The 18332-nt window shown below is 70.3% G+C and carries 19 protein-coding genes; 8 read left to right on the top strand and 11 right to left on the bottom strand.

From position 1 onward, the window contains the following. Positions 1–15: 15 nt before the first annotated feature. From ABZW60_RS23790 to thiO, 4 genes are all read right to left on the bottom strand, one after another. The gene (locus ABZW60_RS23790; RefSeq protein ID WP_355480165.1) at positions 16–906 is read right to left on the bottom strand and encodes a DMT family transporter; all 891 of its coding nucleotides are present in this window, start codon (positions 904–906) and stop codon (positions 16–18) included. 34 nt (positions 907–940) lie between these two features. After that, positions 941–2893, bottom strand: a complete 1953-nt coding sequence (gene pknB / locus ABZW60_RS23785) for a Stk1 family PASTA domain-containing Ser/Thr kinase (RefSeq protein WP_355480163.1) — start codon at positions 2891–2893, stop codon at positions 941–943. 73 nt (positions 2894–2966) lie between these two features. Beyond that, complete coding sequence (locus ABZW60_RS23780; RefSeq protein WP_355480161.1) at positions 2967–3926, bottom strand: LysM peptidoglycan-binding domain-containing protein; 960 nt, start codon at positions 3924–3926, stop codon at positions 2967–2969. 168 nt (positions 3927–4094) lie between these two features. Further along, a complete protein-coding gene (gene thiO, locus ABZW60_RS23775) occupies positions 4095–5222 on the bottom strand; it encodes a glycine oxidase ThiO (RefSeq protein WP_355480159.1) in 1128 nt (375 codons plus the stop codon). A 43-nt stretch (positions 5223–5265) separates the two neighbouring features. Between thiO and thiE the strand changes: the two genes are divergently transcribed. From thiE to ABZW60_RS23760, 3 genes are read left to right on the top strand one after another with little or no spacing between them, the layout of a single operon-like run. Then, positions 5266–5913 carry a thiamine phosphate synthase gene (gene thiE, locus ABZW60_RS23770; protein ID WP_355480157.1) on the top strand — a complete coding sequence of 216 codons (648 nt, stop codon included), beginning with the start codon at positions 5266–5268 and terminating at the stop codon, positions 5911–5913. After that, on the top strand, positions 5910–6338 hold the full coding sequence (locus tag ABZW60_RS23765; RefSeq protein ID WP_355480155.1) for a ribonuclease: 429 nt from the start codon (positions 5910–5912) through the stop codon (positions 6336–6338). The genes thiE and ABZW60_RS23765 overlap by 4 nt, the downstream gene beginning before the upstream one ends. Further along, a complete protein-coding gene (locus tag ABZW60_RS23760; protein ID WP_355480153.1) occupies positions 6335–6760 on the top strand; it encodes a barstar family protein in 426 nt (141 codons plus the stop codon). The genes ABZW60_RS23765 and ABZW60_RS23760 overlap by 4 nt, the downstream gene beginning before the upstream one ends. Here the strand turns inward: ABZW60_RS23760 and ABZW60_RS23755 are convergent. After that, the gene (locus ABZW60_RS23755; RefSeq protein ID WP_355480151.1) at positions 6746–7081 is read right to left on the bottom strand and encodes a DUF4180 domain-containing protein; all 336 of its coding nucleotides are present in this window, start codon (positions 7079–7081) and stop codon (positions 6746–6748) included. The two genes, ABZW60_RS23760 and ABZW60_RS23755, sit on opposite strands and share 15 nt — an antisense overlap. A gap of 76 nt (positions 7082–7157) precedes the next feature. Here ABZW60_RS23755 and ABZW60_RS23750 point away from each other — a divergent pair, with 76 nt between their 5' ends. Next, positions 7158–7577 (top strand): helix-turn-helix domain-containing protein, encoded by a 420-nt coding sequence (locus ABZW60_RS23750; protein ID WP_355480149.1) that lies wholly within the window; start codon positions 7158–7160, stop codon positions 7575–7577. Here the strand turns inward: ABZW60_RS23750 and ABZW60_RS23745 are convergent, their stop codons facing one another. Next, a complete protein-coding gene (locus ABZW60_RS23745; protein WP_355480147.1) occupies positions 7578–8648 on the bottom strand; it encodes a polyprenyl synthetase family protein in 1071 nt (356 codons plus the stop codon). A 58-nt stretch (positions 8649–8706) separates the two neighbouring features. Here ABZW60_RS23745 and metF point away from each other — a divergent pair, with 58 nt between their 5' ends. Further along, entirely contained in the window at positions 8707–9624 is a 918-nt protein-coding gene (metF, locus tag ABZW60_RS23740) for a methylenetetrahydrofolate reductase [NAD(P)H] (protein WP_355480146.1), read from the top strand. A gap of 4 nt (positions 9625–9628) precedes the next feature. Then, the gene (locus ABZW60_RS23735; protein WP_355480144.1) at positions 9629–10168 is read left to right on the top strand and encodes a histidine phosphatase family protein; all 540 of its coding nucleotides are present in this window, start codon (positions 9629–9631) and stop codon (positions 10166–10168) included. Here the strand turns inward: ABZW60_RS23735 and ABZW60_RS23730 are convergent. From ABZW60_RS23730 to ABZW60_RS23720, 3 genes are all read right to left on the bottom strand, one after another. Then, the gene (locus tag ABZW60_RS23730; protein WP_355480142.1) at positions 10165–12387 is read right to left on the bottom strand and encodes a UvrD-helicase domain-containing protein; all 2223 of its coding nucleotides are present in this window, start codon (positions 12385–12387) and stop codon (positions 10165–10167) included. The two genes, ABZW60_RS23735 and ABZW60_RS23730, sit on opposite strands and share 4 nt — an antisense overlap. A gap of 91 nt (positions 12388–12478) precedes the next feature. Beyond that, positions 12479–13786, bottom strand: a complete 1308-nt coding sequence (locus ABZW60_RS23725; RefSeq protein ID WP_355480140.1) for an NAD(P)/FAD-dependent oxidoreductase — start codon at positions 13784–13786, stop codon at positions 12479–12481. Then, a complete protein-coding gene (locus ABZW60_RS23720; RefSeq protein WP_355480138.1) occupies positions 13786–14394 on the bottom strand; it encodes a DUF4126 domain-containing protein in 609 nt (202 codons plus the stop codon). Before ABZW60_RS23720 ends, ABZW60_RS23725 begins: the two co-directional genes overlap by 1 nt. Before the next feature lie 147 nt (positions 14395–14541). Between ABZW60_RS23720 and ABZW60_RS23715 the strand changes: the two genes are divergently transcribed. Continuing rightward, entirely contained in the window at positions 14542–16470 is a 1929-nt protein-coding gene (locus ABZW60_RS23715; protein ID WP_355480136.1) for an N-acetylmuramoyl-L-alanine amidase, read from the top strand. 10 nt (positions 16471–16480) lie between these two features. Then, the gene (locus ABZW60_RS23710; protein WP_355480134.1) at positions 16481–17215 is read left to right on the top strand and encodes a nucleotidyltransferase domain-containing protein; all 735 of its coding nucleotides are present in this window, start codon (positions 16481–16483) and stop codon (positions 17213–17215) included. Positions 17216–17219: 4 nt separating this feature from the next. On the opposite strand, the gene ABZW60_RS23705 is transcribed toward ABZW60_RS23710, so the two are convergent. Further along, complete coding sequence (locus ABZW60_RS23705) at positions 17220–17690, bottom strand: YbaK/EbsC family protein (RefSeq protein ID WP_355480133.1); 471 nt, start codon at positions 17688–17690, stop codon at positions 17220–17222. A 9-nt stretch (positions 17691–17699) separates the two neighbouring features. Further along, positions 17700–18299: a DM13 domain-containing protein gene (locus ABZW60_RS23700; protein WP_355480131.1), complete on the bottom strand. Its 600-nt coding sequence runs from the start codon at positions 18297–18299 to the stop codon at positions 17700–17702. Positions 18300–18332: the final 33 nt, after the last annotated feature.

The following is an 18332-nucleotide window of genomic DNA, read 5'->3' as shown; positions in this document are numbered from 1 at the left end:
CTCACCGGAATGAAACTACTGGGCCAGATGCTGCACTTCCGCCTCGAACTTACGCCGCGGCGCCAGCTCGACCAGGTACATGGCCGACACGACCAGTGCGCCGCCGACCAGCATCCGCCACGTCAGGTCGTCCGAGCCGAACAGCACCGCGAACCCCGAGGCGAACACCGGCTCCATTGTCATCGCGATCGCGGCCCGGGTCGGCGTCAGGTGCGCCTGCGCCCAGGTCTGGACGATCAGCGCCAGGGCCCCGGCGACGAGCGCCATGTAGACGACGCTGATCCAGTCGCCGCCGGTGGACGGCACCGAGAACCCGCCCGGGATCGCGCCGACCGCGCACACGCAGGTGATCACGATCATCTGCAGCGACGACAGCCCGAACGCGTTCCGCGACGTCGACCAGGCGCCGAGGCCGATGATGTGCAGCGCGTAGAGCCCGGCGGACGCGAGCGTCAGCAGCTCCCCGGTGCCGAGGCTGAGGCCGCGCAGCGACAGGACGCCGAGGCCGGCCGTGGCGAGGATCACGGCGAACCACGCCCACCGGCCGATCTTGTGCCGCAGGATCACCGCGCCGAGCAGCGGCGTGAACACGACGTACATGCCGGTGACGAAACCGGAGACGCTCGCCGAGGTGTGCCGCAGCCCCTCGGTCTGCAGCAGCTGCGCGATGCCGTAGGTGATGCCGAGGGCGACCGCGCGGCCGCGGTCCAGACGGCTCAGCCGGGCGATCGCGGGCGGGTGGACGAGCACCAGCGCGACCGACGCGATCAGGAACCGCAACGCCAGGTAGTCGGCGACGTCCATCCTGGTGAGCAGGTCCTTGGTCAGGAAGAACGTCGATCCCCAGGCCGCCGCGACCGACAGCAGGGCGAGCACGGCAAGGCGGGGGTGGTTCACGCCGGACATCAGATCAGACGCGTTCCCTGCAAGGCAAAACAGCTCAGAGCACGGTGATCACGATCGTGCTGCCGGGTTTGACCTTCTTGCCCGCGCCCGGGCTCTGCGCGGCGACGATGTTGAGCCCCAGGTTGAACGGGGCCTTCTCGACCCGGACGACGAAGCCGGCGTCGCCGAGGATCTTCTGCGCCTCGGCGGTGGTCTTCCGCTTCACGTCCGGCACCTCGCGCAGCGGCGGGCCGAGCGAGACGACCAGCGAGACCTTGTCCTTGGCGAACAGCGTGCCGCTGTTCGGGCTCTGGCTGATCACGTTGCCCTCGGCGACCTTCTCGTCGTACTGCGTGCTGCGCCCGACGACGAACCCGAGCTTGCGCAGCGTCTTGTTCGCCTCCTTGTACGACTTGCCGGTCAGGTCCGGCACGGTGATCGGCCGCTTCCCCTTGCTGACCGCGAAGTTCACCGCGGTGCCCGGCTTCACGACCGTGTTGAACCTCGGGCTGATCGCGATCACCCGGCCCTGCGGCACGGTCTCGCTGTACTGCTCGTTGATCTGCCCGGTGATCAGCTTGATCGGCGACAGTGCCTGCTGGGCGGCGTCGAGCTGCAGGCCGACGAGCTGCGGCACCTGGTACCGCTCCGGTCCCTTGGAGACGGTGAGACCGATCTCACCGTTCTTCCGGATCCGGTCGCCCGCCTTCGGGTCGGTGCTCAGGACGTGACCTGCCTTCACGTCCTCCGAGTAGTCCTGGTTGTCCAGGACCGTGCGCAGGCCGGACTCCTCCGCCTTCGCCGTCGCGGCGGCGGGCTCCAGGTTCACGAGGTCGGGCGCGGTGGTGTAGCGCTGAATGCCGTAGTACCAGGCTCCGGTGCCGATCGCGATCGCGGCGGCGATGATCGCGATCAGTGCGATCGGGCCGCGCGCCTTGCGCGGTGGTGGCGCCTTGACCGGAGGTGGCGTCTTGGCCGGCGCACCGGTCGGCCGTCCGTGCTGCACCGGTACGACGATGGTGTCGTGGCGGATCTCACCTGACGGCTCTCCCCGCGTGTAGCCGTCGTCGTACCCGCTGTCCTGCCGGATCTGCTGGATCGGCACGGTCAGGTCGCCGGTCAGCTCCGGGTCGTCCGGCAGCCCTTCGTCGAGCGCGCTGCGCACCCGGTGCACCTGCCGGCTGAACACCCGCGCGTCGGTCGGCCGCAGGTCCCGGTCCCGGGCGGTCGCGCGCTGCACCAGCGCGTCGACGTACGGCGGGATACTCGGCTGCTCGAGCGACGGAGGGGGTACGTCGGCGTGCACGTGGGCGTACGCGACCTGGATCGGGGTGTCGCCGGAGTGCGGCTTGTTGCCGGTGAGCATCTCGTACAGCAGGATGCCCGCCGAGTACACGTCCGAGCGGGCGTCGGCGCTGCCGTCGGTGACCAGCTCCGGTGCCAGGTACGACACCGTGCCCATCAGGAGGCCCTGGGTGGCGGTGTTGCCGCTGGCACTGACCGCCCGGGCCAGACCGAAGTCGGCGACCTTCACTACGCCCTTGTCGGAGATCAGCACGTTCTCGGGCTTGATGTCACGGTGCACGATGCCGGCGTCGTGCGCTGCCGACAGTGCGGACAGGACCGGGGTGAGCAGATCGAGCGCGCGGGCGGGGGACAGCGGCGCCTCGTCGCGGATGACGTCGCGGAGTGTGCGGCCGCGCACATACTCCATCGCCAGGAACAGGGTGCCGTTGTCGTCGCCCTGGTCGAAGACGGCCACCACGTTCGGGTTCGACAGGCGGGCCGCGGCGCGGGCCTCGGCCACGAACCGGCGGGTGAACTGGGCGTCGTCACCGAGCCCGTCGTGCATCACCTTGAGCGCGACGGTCCGGTCCAGGCGCATGTCGAGCGCCTGGTACACGGTGGCCATGCCACCCTTCGCGACACGCGCGCCCACGCGGTACCGGCCGTCGAGCACTCGCCCGACGAGGCGGTCGCTGACCTGCGTGTCCACGTCGTCCGTCACCTGCCGTGAGCCGCCTCTCCCCAAATCGTTCTGCAGAGAGTGTAGATAACAGCTCAGCGTCACTGGCTCAGGCTCACCGCAGGGGGTCCCACCCGCGTTCGAGCTGGGCCTTGATGCGCAGGACGTTCTTCACGTAGAGCTTCGTGTCGGGGTACATGCCGTTCTTCTTCACGCCGCCGAGGCCCTGGTAGTAGCCGGCCACCGCGATGTCGAGCCGGGCGGCGCCGGTCAGGCGGCTCAGCAGGACGACGCCCGCGGTCACGTTGTCACGGGGCTTCAGCAGGTCCAGCTCGCGGCCGACCAGCCGGGACGCGAACCGGCCGGTCGACGGGATCACCTGCATCGCGCCGATCGCGTTCGCGGGGGAGACCACGCGCTGCTTCCAGCCGGACTCCTGCCAGCTGACCGCCAGGGCGAGCTCCGGGTCGACGCCGTACCGCTTCGAGGTGCTCACGATCAGTGACCGCATCTGGGCGCGGGTCGGCAGCTTGCGCTGCTTCAGGACGGCCCGGTTGCGGTTGGCCTGCGCGACGATGTGGTCGGCGTACGTCCGGCCGGCGAAGGTGTTGTCGGTCCGGGCCTTCGGGCGGATCTTCACCGGGACCTGCAACGGCTTGCCCGCGTAGATGCGGGCGCCGGACTTCAGCCCGTTCGCGGCGAGCAGGTTCGCCTGTGAGCACTTGAAGCGCTTCGCGATCCCGGACACGGTGTCGCCGGGCTTCACGACGTACGTCACCCGGCCGAGCTGGGAGCGTTTCGCGGGCGTCTTCGCGGTGCTCTTCGACGAGCCCTGCCTCGAGCCCTTGGCGGGAACCTTGAGGACCTCGCCCGCGTAGATGGCGTTGCCGTTGCCGGGCAGGTGGTTCAGCGCGACCAGTGTCGAGACCGTCGTGCCGTAGCGCCCGGCGATGTGGCTCAAGGTGTCGCCCTGCTTGACCTTGTAGGCACCCCAGCCCGGCGAGCCCGCCGTGATCACCGCCGCGGTCAGCACCGGTACGGCCAGTCCGCTCAGAATCCGTACGACGTTGCGCATCGCAACCAACTCCCCGTGTGAACGTCACTTGACCGTATGTGCTGGTACGGATGTGACAACAGGGGCGAATGGGGTTGGTGTTACGCCTGTAACGCAAAGGTTACAATTCAAGGCTGAACTACATTGTTGTCGTTCACAATCTTTCCGGTTGCTGCGGGCAACCGTGAGTCAGTGCCGGAAGCGGTCGGCGAGGAAGGGTTTCCCGAGATCCGGCAGCGTTCCGGTGCGGACGGTCTCGGCCAGCACCTGCGCGGTGACCGGCGTCAGCAGTACCCCGTTGCGGTAGTGCCCGGTTGCCCAGAGCAACCGATCCAGGCCGGACGGTCCGAGCACCGGTGCGTTGTCCGGCGTCGCCGGCCGCAGCCCGGCGATCGCCTCCACGAGCTCGAGCTCGTCGGTGACCGGCAGCACGGTCCGCGCATCGCGGAGCAGTGCGAACACGCCACCCGCCAGGACGCGGGTGTCGTAGCCGAGCTCGGTGCTCGTCGCGCCGACGACCAGTTCGCCGCCGGGCCGGGGGACCAGATAGACGGAGAAGCCGCGAGCTGTTGCGCGCACGGTGTGGTGCAGCGCCGGCCGGTACGCCTCCGGTACCCGCAGCCGCAGTACCTCGCCCTTCACCGGGCGCACCGGCGGACGGAGCTCTTCAGGTACGCCGCCCAGCTGCGACGACCACGGCCCTGCTGCCGCGATGATCTGCCCCGCATGCACCGTGTCGCCGTTGTCGAGCTGTACGCCGGTTGCCGTCGTACCGGAGGTGATGACGCGCGTGACGCGTTGCCGGATCAGCTCGACGCCGGACAGCTCCACTGCGCGCAGCAGTGTGGCCACGGCCTGCCGGTTGTCGACGGAGTGGTCACCCGGGACCCAGACGCCACCGGACACACCTGTGGCGAGCATGGGCTCGCGGCGGCGAGCGTCACGAGCTGACAGCTCCTCCACTTCCAGCCCGAGCCTGCGCTGGTAGTCGGCGACCCGGCGGAGCATGGCCATGTCGTCGACGTCGTAGGCGACCGACAGCGTGCCGGTCCGGTGCAGCCCGGCGGGTTGCCCGGTCAGTTCCTCCAGCTCCGCCGCGAAGCCGGGCCAGGCGTCGACGGAGGCGAGATTGAGCGCCAGCAGGTCGTCCTCGCCGAACTCGACCTCGGTGACCGGAGCCAGCATGCCGGCGGCGACGTTCGAGGTCTGCGCACCCGGCGTTGGATCGCAGATCGTCACGCGAACCCCGTCCACGGCCAGCCGCCACGCTGTCGCCAGCCCGATCAGTCCGCCACCGATAACAACCACATCAGGCATGCCCTCAACCCTACGTCCGGGCGGACATGGCAGGCTTTGGGGTGTGACTGACCACACCGACCGTCTCGCGGATGCCCGGCTCTACCTGTGCACGGACGCCCGGGAGAAACAGGGTGACCTCGTACAGTTCCTGGACGCCGCGCTGGCCGGCGGCGTGGACATCGTGCAGCTCCGGCAGAAGGACATGGAGGCCGCGGACGAGCTGGCCGCGCTGGAGGTGTTCGCGGACGCGTGCAAGCGGCACGGCAAGCTGCTGGCCGTCAACGATCGCGCTGACATCGCGTTCGCCGCCGGCGCCGACGTCCTGCATCTGGGGCAGCGGGACCTGCCGGTGCACGCCGCGCGCGCGATCACCGGCCCCGGGCCGATCATCGGGCGTTCGACGCACACGTTCAGCCAGGTGAACGCCGCGGTCGACGAGGTGGGGTCGGACTACTTCTGTGTCGGGCCGACCTGGGAGACGCCGACCAAGCCCGGGCGCCAGGCCGCCGGTCTGGACCTGGTGGCGTACGCCGCCGGTCGCCGGCAGACGAAGCCGTGGTTCGCGATCGGCGGCATCGACCTGCAGCGGCTCGACCAGGTCATCGACGCCGGGGCCACGCGGGTGGTCGTCGTCCGGGCGATCACCGAGGCCGACGACCCGGAGGAGGCGGCCGCCGAGTTCAGCCGGAGACTGAGGGTGGCTGGGTGATCAACAACCCGAAGGCCGCACGGATCGTCGCGGTCGTGGTGATCGCGATGCTGGTGATCACCCTGGCGGCGTCGCTGTTCGGGTGTGCGGCCGGTAGGGCCGACGAGAAGACCGGTGTCGACGCGGAGAGCGGCCTGCGGATCGTCGGCACGGCGGACCTGCCGAAGGAGGCGCAGGACACGCTGCAGCTGATCGACCGGGGTGGGCCGTACCCGTACAGCCGCGACGGTGTGGTGTTCGGCAACCTGGAGAAGATCCTGCCGAAGCACGACCGCGGCTACTACCACGAGTACACCGTGAAAACACCGGGCGAGAAGGACCGTGGTGCCCGCCGGATCGTGACCGGGAACGCCGGTGAGCGTTACTACACGGACGACCACTACAAGTCCTTCCGCCGGATCGCGGAAGACGGGGGAACTTCATGAGTGAGCTGCGTGCGTTGCTGGAGAACGGGTTGCGGCCCGGGGTCTACCGGTGGCCGACGGCTCCCGATGCCGACGACGTGCGCCGCGACGCCCTGGCCGAAGGGTTCGGGTTCGTGCTGCTCGACACCGGCGAGATCCACGACAAGGCCGGCTTCCTCGACCTGTGCGCGACCGCGTTCGACCTGCCGCGCTGGTTCGGCCGGAACTGGGACGCGCTGGCCGACTCACTCAGCGACCGCTCGACCGGCGCACCCGAGGTCGTGCTCTGGACCGGCCTGGGCCACCTGCTGGAGCACGACCACGACACCGTCGACGTCGCGCTGCAGATCTTCGCCGAGGACACCACGAACTCCGGCCAGCTCCGGGTCCTCATCGCCGAGTCCGACACCAACGACCTGCTCGGCTCACTACCGGTCCTGTAACTGCTCGGCCAGCTCGTCCAGGTCCGCGGCGAACAGCAGGTTGCGGCCGCGGTTGCTCTCCCGCACCCAGTCCGCGAGTGGCTTGCTCGCCGCCACCCGCTCCGAGATGTCGCCGACGACGGCCAGCCCCATCTGGTACATGACGAACTTCTGGGTGATCGCGCCGGCCCGCCCGGTCCGCAGCTCGAAGAAGTCGTCGCCGACCTGCTCCGGTGTGAACGCGATCCACTCGGCCTCGTGCGCGTAGTGCGCGTCGACGATGAGCTGGACGACGTCCTGCTCGTCACCGAGCGCCGTCTCACTGACATGTACCCGTGGCATGTTCCCGAAAATACCCTAAGTGCCTGAATCTGACCATTTATAGGGAATTCTAAGGAACGTGCCTTACGCTGAGGAGATGGCCCAGGAGCTGTACTCGGTGGAGCAGGTCGCGAACCGCCTGGGCCTGCACGTCCGCACGATCCGCAACTACGTCCGTGACGGGCGGCTGAAGGCGGTGCGGATCGGGAAGCAGTACCGGATCACCCGCGAGGAACTCGAGAAGTTCACTGGGACGACGGCCGCGGCCGTCGAGGTGGACCGCTCCGCCCGGCATGTCGAGGCGTCGAGCATCGTCCACATCGACGCCGTCGACCGCGCCACCGCCGACCGCCTCAGCACCCACATCCACGGCGCGCTCAACCAGCCCGAAGCCGTGCACCTCAAGGCCGAGACGATCTACGACGAGGACCGGGCCGTCCTGAAGGTCATCGTCCTCGGCAGCCTCCCCGCCACGGCCGACCTCCTGCGGCTGATCAACCTGCTGGCCGACCAGTAGCTACACGACGCGCGAGGTGGCCGCGACGGCCAGGTCGGTGAGTGCCTTGCGGGCGACGTCGTCGGCCAGGGACGCCTGGTCGAGCGCGTAGAGGGCGTCCTCGGTGCGGTCGGTGATCAGGTCCTCGCAGGCCTGCACGGCGCGGGAGTCCTGGAGGATCTCGCGCAGCAGCTGGATCTCGTCGTCGTCCAGGTCCGGACGGCCGAACAGCCGGTCGAACTCGTTCAGCTGGGTCTCGGAGGCGTGGTCGACGGCGTACGCGATCAGGACCGTCCGCTTGCCCTCGCGCAGGTCGTCCCCGGCCGGCTTGCCGGTGACCGCCGGATCGCCGAACACACCGAGCAGGTCGTCCCGCAGCTGGAACGCCTCGCCCAGCGGCAGCCCGTACCCGGACAGGGACGCGATCAGCCGCTCGTCGGCGCCGCCCAGTGCGGCGCCGATGTGCAGCGGCCGCTCGATCGTGTACGTCGCGGACTTGTACCGCAGGACCCGCAACGCCAGATCCATGTCCGACTCGCCACTGGCCTGCGCGAGCAGGTCGAGGTACTGGCCGGCCGTCACCTCGACCCGGACGGCGTCGAAGTACCGCTCGGCCCGGGCCAGCGCGGCCGCGTCGAAGCCGGACGTGTGCAGCAGCTCGTCGGCCCAGATCAGGCACAGGTCGCCGAGCAGGATCGCGGCGCCGACGCCGAAGCCGACCGGATCCGCGCCGTGCCCGGACTGCGCGGCGCGCTCCCGCTGCAGCGCCTCGAACCGGCGATGCGCGGCCGGCGCGCCCCGGCGTACGTCGGAGGAGTCCATCACGTCGTCGTGCACCAGCGCGCTCACGTGCAGCATCTCCAGGCTCGCCGCCGCGGCCAGGATCGGCTGCGCCGGGTCACCGCCCGCGGCCCGGAAACCCCAGTAGCAGAAGGACGGCCGCAGCCGCTTGCCGCCGCTGGTCGCGTCCCGCGCGGCCTGCACCTGCTCGGCCAGCTCCGGCCCGATCGCGGTCAGCCGCTCCTCCTGCCGGTCCAGGAACCGGCTCAGCACCTGCTGGATCCCGGCCGGGACATCCACATCGCCATCCACGTCTCGGAGCGTAGTCGGTGGGCAGACGGCGGCGCTCACCGCGGGTAACCTGAACGCCATGGCGAACGGACTTCCCTCGACGCTTCCCGGCGGTGCGCCGACCATCCGTGAGCTGCTCGCGTCCGGGGACCGGTCGTTCTCGTTCGAGTTCTTCCCGCCGAAGACGCCCGAGGCGGAGGAGGTGCTGTGGCGGTCGATCCGCGAGATCGAGCAGCTGCGCCCGACCTTCGTGTCGATCACGTACGGCGCCGGCGGGACCACGCGGGACGGCACCATCCGGGTCACCGAGCGGGTCGCGCAGGACACCTCGCTCACCCCGCTCGGCCACCTGACCTGCGTCGCGCACTCCCGCGACGAGCTCCGCTCGGTGATCGGCGCGTACGCCGGATCGGGCGTCCGGAACATGCTCGCGCTCCGCGGCGACCCGCGGGGCGGCCCGAACCAGCCGTGGGTGGCGCACCCCGAGGGCCTGAATCATGCGATCGAACTGGTCGAGCTGATCCGTGCGCTGGGCGACTTCTGCGTCGGCGTCGCCGCCTTCCCCGACAAGCACCCGGAGGCGGCCTCGCTCGAGGCCGACGCGCAGGTGCTCGCCGCCAAGGCGCGGGCCGGCGCCGACTACGCCATCACGCAGATGTTCTTCGGCGCCGACGACTACTTCCGGCTCGTCGACCGGGCGGCCGCCCTCGGCTGCGACATCCCGGTGCTGCCCGGCATCATGCCGGTCACGAACATCAAGCAGATCCAGCGGATGGCCGACCTCACCGGCATGGCGCTGCCGGCCGCGGTCACCGACCGGCTGCTCGCGGTCGAGGACGACCCGGCCGCCGTCCGCGCGGCCGGCATCGAGATCGCGACCGAGTTGTGCGAACGTTTGCTCGCCGGCGGCGCACCCGGGATCCACTTCATCACCCTGAACAGATCCACCGCGACGCGGCAGGTCTTCCTCAACCTCAAGGCGTCCGTCGTATCCTGACGCAATGGCTGACCCGTCGGACCTGTTGATCGACCGCACGCTCGTCCTGCTCCGGCACGCCAAGGCGGTGCCCGCCGAGACGAGGCCGGACCTGCCTGATCTGGACCGTCCGCTCGCGGACCGGGGCCGCGCCGACGCGGGCGCGGCCGGGCGGCATCTGGTTGCCCAGGGCATCGAACCGGACCTGGTGCTGTGCTCGCCGTCGAAGCGCACCCGCGAGACCTGGAAGTACGTCGCCGAGGCCGGCGTCGTCGCCAAGGACGTCTGGTACGACAAGCGCGTCTACAACGCCGACAGCGAGGGCCTGCTGGACGTCGTCCACGAAGCCCCGGCCGAGGCCCGCACGGTGGTCGTCGTCGGCCACGCGCCGGGCATCCCGTGGCTCGCCGACGAGCTCGCGCTGGACGGCACCAGCCCCGAGCGCGTCGAGCTCACCCAGAAGTACCCGACCACCGGCCTGGCGATCCTGCATCTCACCTGCCACTGGACCGACCTGTCCGCCAACGACGCCGACCTGGTGTCGTTCGTCGTACCGCGCGCCTAGGCCCTGTCCGGCAACCAGCGGGTGCTGCTGTTGACGGTGATCAAACGCTGGGTCGCCCGGGTCAGCACGACGTAGAGCGCCCGGACGCCGCCCAGGGTGTCGCTGACGATCCGATCCGGTTCGACGACGACGACCGCGTCGTACTCGAGGCCCTTGGAGTCGAGTGGGCTGACGGCGACGACGCGGGGGTCGTTCAGCTCGGCCAGGACCGGGTCGACGACCGGGCGCAGCGCCGGCGGCACGATGACGCCGACGGTGCCCTCGACGAGCTGCAGCAGCTCGACGGCCGCGTCGCCGGTCGCCTCGGAGACCTTGCCGGCGTCGAAGACCCGGTGCTCCGGCTCCACCCCGGTACTGCGGACCGCGTTCGGCAGGTCCGCGTCCGGGATCGACTGCCGGATCACCTCACCGGCGAACGAGTAGATCTCGGCCGAGTTCCGGTAGTTGGTGGACAGCCGGAACGCGTGCCGCTGCAGGTGCGACAGCATCGAGTCCATCGCCGCCCGGGCCTCGTCCGGGTCCGGCCACGAGCTCTGGGCCGGGTCGCCGACGATCGTCCAGCTGGCCTGCGGTCCGCGCCGGGTGACCATCCGCCACTGCATGGGGGAGAGGTCCTGCGCCTCGTCCACCAGGACGTGCGCGTACTCGTCCGGCTCCTCCGCCTCACGGGCGGCCGCGGCCCGGGCGCGACGCTCCGAGCTGGTCAGCACTTCGTTGACGCCGTCCGACAGGCCTTCGAGCCAGTCGAACTCCTCGTCCTTGTTCTCGACGATCGGGGGGCGTCCCAGGAAGGTGCTCAGCTCGTCCAGCAGCGCGACGTCGGCGATGGTGAACTCTGCCGTCGTCCGGATCGCCGTGGCGAGCGTGTCGACCTCTGCGGGCGTCAGCTCGTTGCGGGCCCAGCGCTGGAGGCGGCGTGCGTCACCGAGCCAACGCAGGACCGCCTCCGGCGTCAGCACCGGCCACCACTGGCTGAAGAACGTGCGGAACGCCGGGGTGTCGGCAACGCGGTCGCCGAAGGCCTCACGGTCGCCGAGAGGCCCGGTGCGCAGGTCTTCCGGGAACCGCTGCCACAGCGCGGCGATCAGGCCCTTGCGTGCCTCGGTGGCCGCCCGGTTGCGCGCCGTACGGCGAAGGGCGTTGCGGCGGACGTTGTCGAGCTGGTTCGCGTCGAGCTCGACCGTGGCACCGCCGAGGAACACGCGGAGCGTTGTCGGCGCGTTCGGCACCCGGTCACGCGCGGCGCGCGACAGCACGCCGCGCATCCGCAGCGAGCCCTTGATGGCAGCAGCAGCCGCATCGTCGACCGCGGTCGCCTTCACGCCGTCAACCAGCTCACCGACGGCCCGCAACGAGACCGTGTTCTCACCGAGGCTCGGCAGCACCCGCTCGATGTAGGCCATGAACGCGGCGGACGGCCCGACAACCAGGACGCCGCCACGCTCGAAGCGCCGGCGGTCGCTGTACAGCAGGTAGGCCGCCCGGTGCAGGGCGACCACGGTCTTGCCGGTGCCCGGTCCGCCGCCGATGACCGTGACGCCACGGGCTGGTGCCCGGATCGCCTCGTCCTGCTCGGCCTGGATGGTGGCCACGATGTCGCGCATCGTGTGCCCACGGGCCCGTGACAGCGACGCCATCAGCGCGCCCTCGCCCATCACCGGCAGGTCCTGCGGCGCGCGCTCCGGTGCCAGCAGGTCGTCCTCGAGACCGACGATCCGGGACCCCTTGTTCCGCAGCACGCGGCGCCGGACGACCTTCTGCCGGTCCGTCGCCGTGGCGCGGTAGAACGGCTCGGCCGCGGGGGCGCGCCAGTCGATCACCAGCGGTTCGTACTCCGCGTCGCGGACCCCGATGCGCCCGACGTACAGCTTCTCGAGGTCGGCCGCGGCCGCGGCGGCCGGCTCGTCGTCGCCGCGGTCGGAGTCGAGCCGGCCGAACACCAGGCCCTCGTGCTCGGCGTCCAGCTCGGCGATCCGGCGGGCGGCGGCGAACACCAGCACGTCCCGCTCGTACAGACCGGTCTGCTCCTCCTCGCGGACCCGGCCGACATTCTGCGCCTGGCCGCGCTGGTGGCCCTCGACCGCGATCCGGGACGCCGACCGCGCGGCCTCCTCGACCCGGCCGTACACCCGGTCGACATGTTCTTGCTCCGCCGCCAGCTCAGCCCGCTCCACGGTCTCGTGGTGGTCGTGATCGGCCGATGTGGGGGTTTGATCCACCGAGGTCCTCTCTACGGCCGGGACCCGCCCCGACTCAGAACACAGGAACAGCCAATCTTAGTTGGCTTCCCTGTCCAACCCCACAGGGGTCTCAGGCCTTCCCGATGGCGTCCGCCACGATCGCGGCACCCAGGGTGGTGGCGGGCACACCGGAGCCCGGGTGCGCGCCCGCGCCGACGCAGTACAGCCCCTTCACCGGCGACACGTTGGCCGCCCGGCGGCGGGCGGTCCGGTAGCCCTCCCAGGCCACTCCGGCCCACCAGGACGGCGACGTCTGCCGCGACACGACGTTGTCCCGGACGTGCAGGCCACGCGCCACCAGGAGGTCCAGGACGTCGTCGGTGGGGTAGCCGTGGACCAGCACGGACCACGCCTGGTGCCCGGCCGGCGCGCTGCCGCCGGTGCGGACGACGACGGTCGGACTCCCGTGCAGCACGGTCTCGAACGGCAGTTGCGGCACCGGGTCCTTCAGCCCGAGATGGACGACGTACGCCGCCTGGGCCTGGTGTGTGGACAGAATCCGTTTGCGGACCTTCTTGGCCGCCGGGTCGTCGACGAAGGACTCGTAGAGGACGCGGGGGTCTATGTCGCTCACGACGATGTCCGCGCGCAGCTCTTCACCGTCAGCGAGCCGTACGCCGGTCACCGCGCCGCCGGACGTGTTGACGGCGACCACCTCGGCGCTGGTGCGCACCGTGATCCTCCGCTCGCCGGCCCGCTGTACGAGAGCGTCGGCCAGGGCGCCGAAACCGCCGGGGATCGTCCAGCGGCCGAAGGTGCGCTCCAGATACGACCAGACACCGACGTACCCCGGTGTGAGGCCGGCGTCGGATCCACCTTGAGCTGCGAAGTGCCGCAGGACCGCACGGGCGCGCTCGTCGGTCAGCTCGCGCCGGGCGACCTTGTCGAGCGACTGCCAGGGCTTGAGGGCGCGGATCGTCTTGATCGGCAGCTTGTGCTCCAGCGGCGGCTCCAGCGAGGTCTTCCGGAGGATCTGCCACGTGTCGCCGTACGCGTCGACCAGAGCGGTCCACTGCGCGGCCACGGGGGCACCAGCCAGATCTGTCCACGCTTCTTCCTGCGCACCGCGGTCGCTGACCGGCAGGTCGAGGACGGAGCCGTCGGTGAACATGTGTCGACGCGGCTCGGACACCGGGTCCAGCTGCACCAGACTCTCGATCGGGCGGCCGCTCTTGCGGAACAGGTCACGCAGCGCGGCCGGCAGCGTCGTACTGGCCGCTCCCGCGTCCCAGGTGAACCCGTCGGCCTCGACTCGGCCCAGGGCACCACCGAGGTGCTCGTCGCGTTCGCAGACGGTCACCTGGTGGCCGAGCTTGGCCAGCCGCACAGCACTCGCGAGACCGGCCAGGCCGGCCCCGACGACAATCACATCGGCCATCAGACAGCACTGCTCCCCGTCACAGGACTACGTTTGTCGCGCCAGGCCTTGAACCTGGCATAGCCGCGCCGGATGAACCGGAACGCGAAGTACACCGCGATCAGACCGAGGACCAGCAGGACGCCCGCGATGACGAGCGCGATCTCCGGATGGAACGCGGCCAGCGACACCACGCCCGCGACCGCGACGTCCTCGCCGGACGACGCGGCGATGTTCGTGACCGGCTCGGGGGAGGTGTTGATCGCGAGACGCAGACTCGACTTCACCGCGTGCGAGAGCAGCGCCACCACGCCGCCGGTCGTCGCGATCAGCGCCTGCTGCAGCGTGCCCGCCTCGCCGGCCAGCAGCGCCGCCAGGATCGCACCGATCGTCGGCCGGATGACGGTCGAGATCGCGTCCCAGGCGGAGTCGATGTAGGGGATCTTGTCAGCGACGAACTCGAACGCGAACAGCGCACCCGCCGCGATCAGCACCGGCGTGGTGGTCAGCGCGTGCGGCACGTCGCCGGCGCCCGCGAACCGGCCCAGCAGGCCTAGGATCAGCACGCAGGCGTAGGCGTTCACCCCACTGGCCCAGCCGGTCGTCACCGCCAGCGGCAGCGCTTCCATCGTCGTACTCCGTAATCCCTCTTCGTCAGTATCGAACCCGACGACGTGAGTTTTGGTTAACCGTTGACATCCGCGTCGCCTCGACCCACAGTGACTAGGCTGCCAGTCTGTGTGACCGGCACCCGCCCACGGGTTCAGGAGAACATCATGCTGCGTCGTCCGAAGATTCTTGCCGCACTCGCTGCGGTAGCGCTGCCGGTCGCCCTGACCGGCGTGTCGTTGGGAGGTCCACCCGCCGAGGCGTCACAACAGGGTGAGCCGTCCACGTCGTCAACAGTCGCCGCGTCGGCCTACAGCGCGGCCGCCGCGAAGTACGGCGTACCGGAGTCGGTCCTGCTGGCCGTCTCGTACGCGGAGTCCCGCTGGGACGACCACGCCGGCGCGCCGAGCACGTCCGGCGGCTACGGCCCCATGCACCTCACCGCACTCGGTGCGTCCGAGGTGGCGGACCTGTCCGGGAAGCAGAAGGTCGCGACCGCCGACTCGCTGGAGACGCTGAAGAAAGCGTCGGAGCTGACCGGCCTCGACCAGGGCGCGCTGCGCACCGACGTGACCGCCAACATCAACGGCGGCGCTGCGGTGCTGGCGTCGTACCAGAAGTCGCTCGGCCTGCCGGTCGGCGCGGACACCTCACCGGCGGCCTGGTACGGCGCGGTCGCGTCGTACGCCGAGGCGGGGGACAAGGCCGGCGCCGCAGGGTTCGCCGACGACGTCTACTCGATCATGGCCAAGGGCGCGGCCCGGACCACCAACACCGGCCAGCAGATCGCCATGCCGGCCGTCGCGGTGACGCCGGACAAGTCGCAGCTCGGCAAGCTGTCGCTGCCGGCCGGTGTGCAGCCGACCACCTCGGACGTGGAGTGCCCGGCGTCGCTCGGCTGCGAGTGGCTGCCGGCACCGTACTCGGAGTTCGGTGACGGCGACTACGGCAACCACGACCTCGCGAACCGGCCGAAGACCGGCAAGATCGACTACATCGTCATCCATGACACCGAGGGCGGCTGGCAGGGCGTACTGAACCTGGTCCAGGACCCGACGTACGTGAGCTGGCAGTACACGATGCGCTCGTCGGACGGCCACATCTGGCAGCACGTGAAGGCCAACGACGTCGCTTGGCACGCCGGCAACTGGTACGTGAACATGCACAGCATCGGGATCGAGCACGAGGGCTTCGCGGCCCAGGGCGCGACCTGGTACACCGAGGCGCTCTACCGCAACTCGGCCAAGCTCGTGCGGTACCTGGCGGTCAAGAACGACATCCCGCTCGACCGCGCGCACATCATCGGCCACGACCAGGTGCCGGGCACCGTCCCGTCGACGGTCCGTGGCATGCACTGGGACCCGGGACCGTACTGGGACTGGGAGCACTACATGGACCTGGTCGGCGCGCCGATCTGGGGCAAGTCCGTGTTCCCGGTGAAGGCGGGCTCGATCGTCACGATCAAGCCGGGCTTCGAAGGCAACGTCCAGGTCATCAACAGCTGCACCACGCCCGGCACGCCGTGCACGCCGCAGGGCACCAACTTCGTCTACCTGCGCCAGGCGCCGGACGACAACGCTCCGCTGGTCAAGGACCTCGGTCTGCACCCGGACGGGTCCAACGGCACCATCGAGGTCTCGGACATGGGCTCCCGCGTCGCGGCGGGTTCGGAGTACGTCGTGGCCGAGCGTCAGGGTGACTGGGTCGCGGTCTGGTACTTGGGTGCCAAGGGCTGGTTCAAGAGCCCGGCGTCCGCGCCTGACGCGTTCGCCAAGCCGGGGCTGGTCGTGAAGCCGAAGGCGGGCAAGGCGTCGGTGCCGGTGTACGGGCGCGCGTACCCGGAGCAGTCGGCGTACCCGGCCGGCATCCCGTACCAGACCGTGACGCCGCTGCAGTACTCGATCGGCGCCGGGCAGGCCTACCCGGTCGGTGACCTGAGCATCGAGACCGACTACTACCGGGCCGTGACGTTCGCCGGAGAGCCGCCGGCGGACCACGTCCAGGTGCTCGGGAAGGACAAGTACTACCAGATCTGGTTCGGCCACCGGATGGCCTACGTCCGGGCTGCCGACGTAGACGTCCGGCCGGCCGTCTAATCTGGCTGTCGTGTTCGACGAAGCCGTCCAGCCTCTGCTGGACGGCTTCGTTGCGTCTGTGCGCGAAGTCGCCGCTGTGGAAGCGATCTGGCTGCACGGCTCGCTGGCGCTCGGGGACTACCAGGTGGGGCGTAGCGACCTGGACGTGGTCGCCGTCGTCTCCTCACCGCCGGCCCCGGCCGTGGCGGAGCTGCACCAGCAGTTGATGCGCTCGGACCCGCTGGCAGCCAAGCTGCACTGCTCCTACCTGCTGTCGTCGCAGCTGGCCGATCCGTCCGTCCGGCACCCGACGTTCGCCCAGGGCCGGTACTTCGACCGTCCAGTGACGCCGGTGACCCGCCGGGAGCTTGCCATCGGCAACCGAACGCTCTTCGGCCCGGCTCCCGCCGAGCTGCTGCCGCCGACGACCGACGACGAGCTGTTCGCGTTCATCCGCGGCGACCTGCGGAAGTTCTGGCTGCCGGCCACCCGGAAGCGGTCGAACTGGTACGCCGACATCTGGGTCGACCTCAGCCTGCTCACGATCGCGCGCGCCCACGTGACGCTGGCCACCGGCGACCTGATCACCAAGCGCGCCGCGTTCGACGTCCTGCCCCGTCTCGGAGCTCCCGCGGACGTCGTCGAGGACATCTGGCGCCGCCGCTACGGGCCGGAGTTCCGCACCGGTCCCTGGCGGCGGCACACCCGCGCCGGGCTGACCCGGCGCTTCGTGCGGACCGCGATTCCCGCCGTCCTGGGTCGGTAGGCGCTCAGTTCACGGTGATCGGCGTGCCGTCGGTGAGCTTCAGCAGCTCGCCGTACGTCGTCGGGAACACCGAGTGCGGGATGCCCGCGGCGGCCCAGATCACCGGATACTGCTCCAGGGCGGTGTCGACGAACGTCGGGACGCGGCCCGGGTGCCCGACCGGGGCGACGCCGCCGATCGACTGGCCGGTGTGCTCCTTGACGAACTCCGGCGTGGCCCGCTTCAGCTTCCCGATCCCGAGCTCGGCGGCGACCTTGGCGGTGTCCACCCGGTGCGCGCCCGAGGTGAGGATCAGCACCGGGGCGCCGTCGCCGGCGAAGATCAGGCTGTTCGCGATCGCGCCGACCTCGCAGCCGAGCTCGGCCGCGGCGGCCGCCGCCGTCGGCACCGCCTCGTCGAGGATCACGATCTCGCCGGTCGCACCGGCCGCCGCCAGCGCGTCGGCCACTTTCTGCACATTGGGATGACTGCTCACGCCGAGAGCTTAGGCGAGTGCGGCGGCGCCGAACGAAACATTGAACCGGTCGCACCAGATGACGGCACTGCGGAAGTCCTCGAGCCGGACGGCGCCGGGGATCGGGTAGTTCTGGTTGCCGTGGTTGCCTTTCAGGTCGCCCAGGGACCGGTACCGGCCGTCGTCGAAGACGTGCCAGCCGGCCTTGCCGGAGATCACCTCGGCGTCGCTGAGCCAGACCTTGAGGTCGGGGCCGTCGGAGGTGTCCAGGTTCTCGATCCGGAGGAACCGGCTGCCGTCGGGGAGGGCGAGCACGGAGACCGTGCCGGAGGTGCCGTGTTCGTGCGAGATCAGCTTCCCGGTCAGGAGAACCCTTGCCGGTGGTGACGTGCTCGGTGCCGACTGTGACGCCGGCCGTGACGCCTGCCGTTCCGGCTGCCGTTCAGGTGTGGCGGAAATTGTCGGTGGCGTCGTCGACGATGAGGTCGTGGAGATCGGAACAGCGCCGGGCACCGCCTCGTCGACGACCTTGTCGGTGACGAGCCGCCACGGCTGGAAGAGCGGCAGCGCGACCGCTGCCACCACGACGGCGACCGCCGCCGCGGCGGTTCCGGCTGTCCGTTTCCGCATCGTCCGTCCCTTCGTTCCGGAACTCCCAGTCTG

This window comes from Kribbella sp. NPDC003557 (assembly GCF_040610805.1).
Classification (GTDB): Bacteria; Actinomycetota; Actinomycetes; order Propionibacteriales; family Kribbellaceae; genus Kribbella.
Note: the sequence above shows the minus strand (reverse complement) of the source record. Positions and strands in the feature narration are given on the sequence as shown.

What these genes read in the sequence shown, in the direction of transcription:
- ABZW60_RS23780 (WP_355480161.1), bottom strand. Translation starts at nt 3,926, where the DNA reads ATGCGCAACGTCGTACGGATTCTGAGCGGACTGGCCGTACCGGTGCTG.
- ABZW60_RS23715 (WP_355480136.1), top strand. Translation starts at nt 14,542, where the DNA reads ATGCTGCGTCGTCCGAAGATTCTTGCCGCACTCGCTGCGGTAGCGCTG.
- ABZW60_RS23700 (WP_355480131.1), bottom strand. Translation starts at nt 18,299, where the DNA reads ATGCGGAAACGGACAGCCGGAACCGCCGCGGCGGCGGTCGCCGTCGTG.
- ABZW60_RS23750 (WP_355480149.1), top strand. Translation starts at nt 7,158, where the DNA reads ATGGCCCAGGAGCTGTACTCGGTGGAGCAGGTCGCGAACCGCCTGGGC.
- ABZW60_RS23735 (WP_355480144.1), top strand. Translation starts at nt 9,629, where the DNA reads ATGGCTGACCCGTCGGACCTGTTGATCGACCGCACGCTCGTCCTGCTC.
- thiO (WP_355480159.1), bottom strand. Translation starts at nt 5,222, where the DNA reads ATGCCTGATGTGGTTGTTATCGGTGGCGGACTGATCGGGCTGGCGACA.
- ABZW60_RS23790 (WP_355480165.1), bottom strand. Translation starts at nt 906, where the DNA reads ATGTCCGGCGTGAACCACCCCCGCCTTGCCGTGCTCGCCCTGCTGTCG.
- ABZW60_RS23725 (WP_355480140.1), bottom strand. Translation starts at nt 13,786, where the DNA reads ATGGCCGATGTGATTGTCGTCGGGGCCGGCCTGGCCGGTCTCGCGAGT.
- ABZW60_RS23755 (WP_355480151.1), bottom strand. Translation starts at nt 7,081, where the DNA reads ATGCCACGGGTACATGTCAGTGAGACGGCGCTCGGTGACGAGCAGGAC.
- ABZW60_RS23760 (WP_355480153.1), top strand. Translation starts at nt 6,335, where the DNA reads ATGAGTGAGCTGCGTGCGTTGCTGGAGAACGGGTTGCGGCCCGGGGTC.
- metF (WP_355480146.1), top strand. Translation starts at nt 8,707, where the DNA reads ATGGCGAACGGACTTCCCTCGACGCTTCCCGGCGGTGCGCCGACCATC.
- ABZW60_RS23720 (WP_355480138.1), bottom strand. Translation starts at nt 14,394, where the DNA reads ATGGAAGCGCTGCCGCTGGCGGTGACGACCGGCTGGGCCAGTGGGGTG.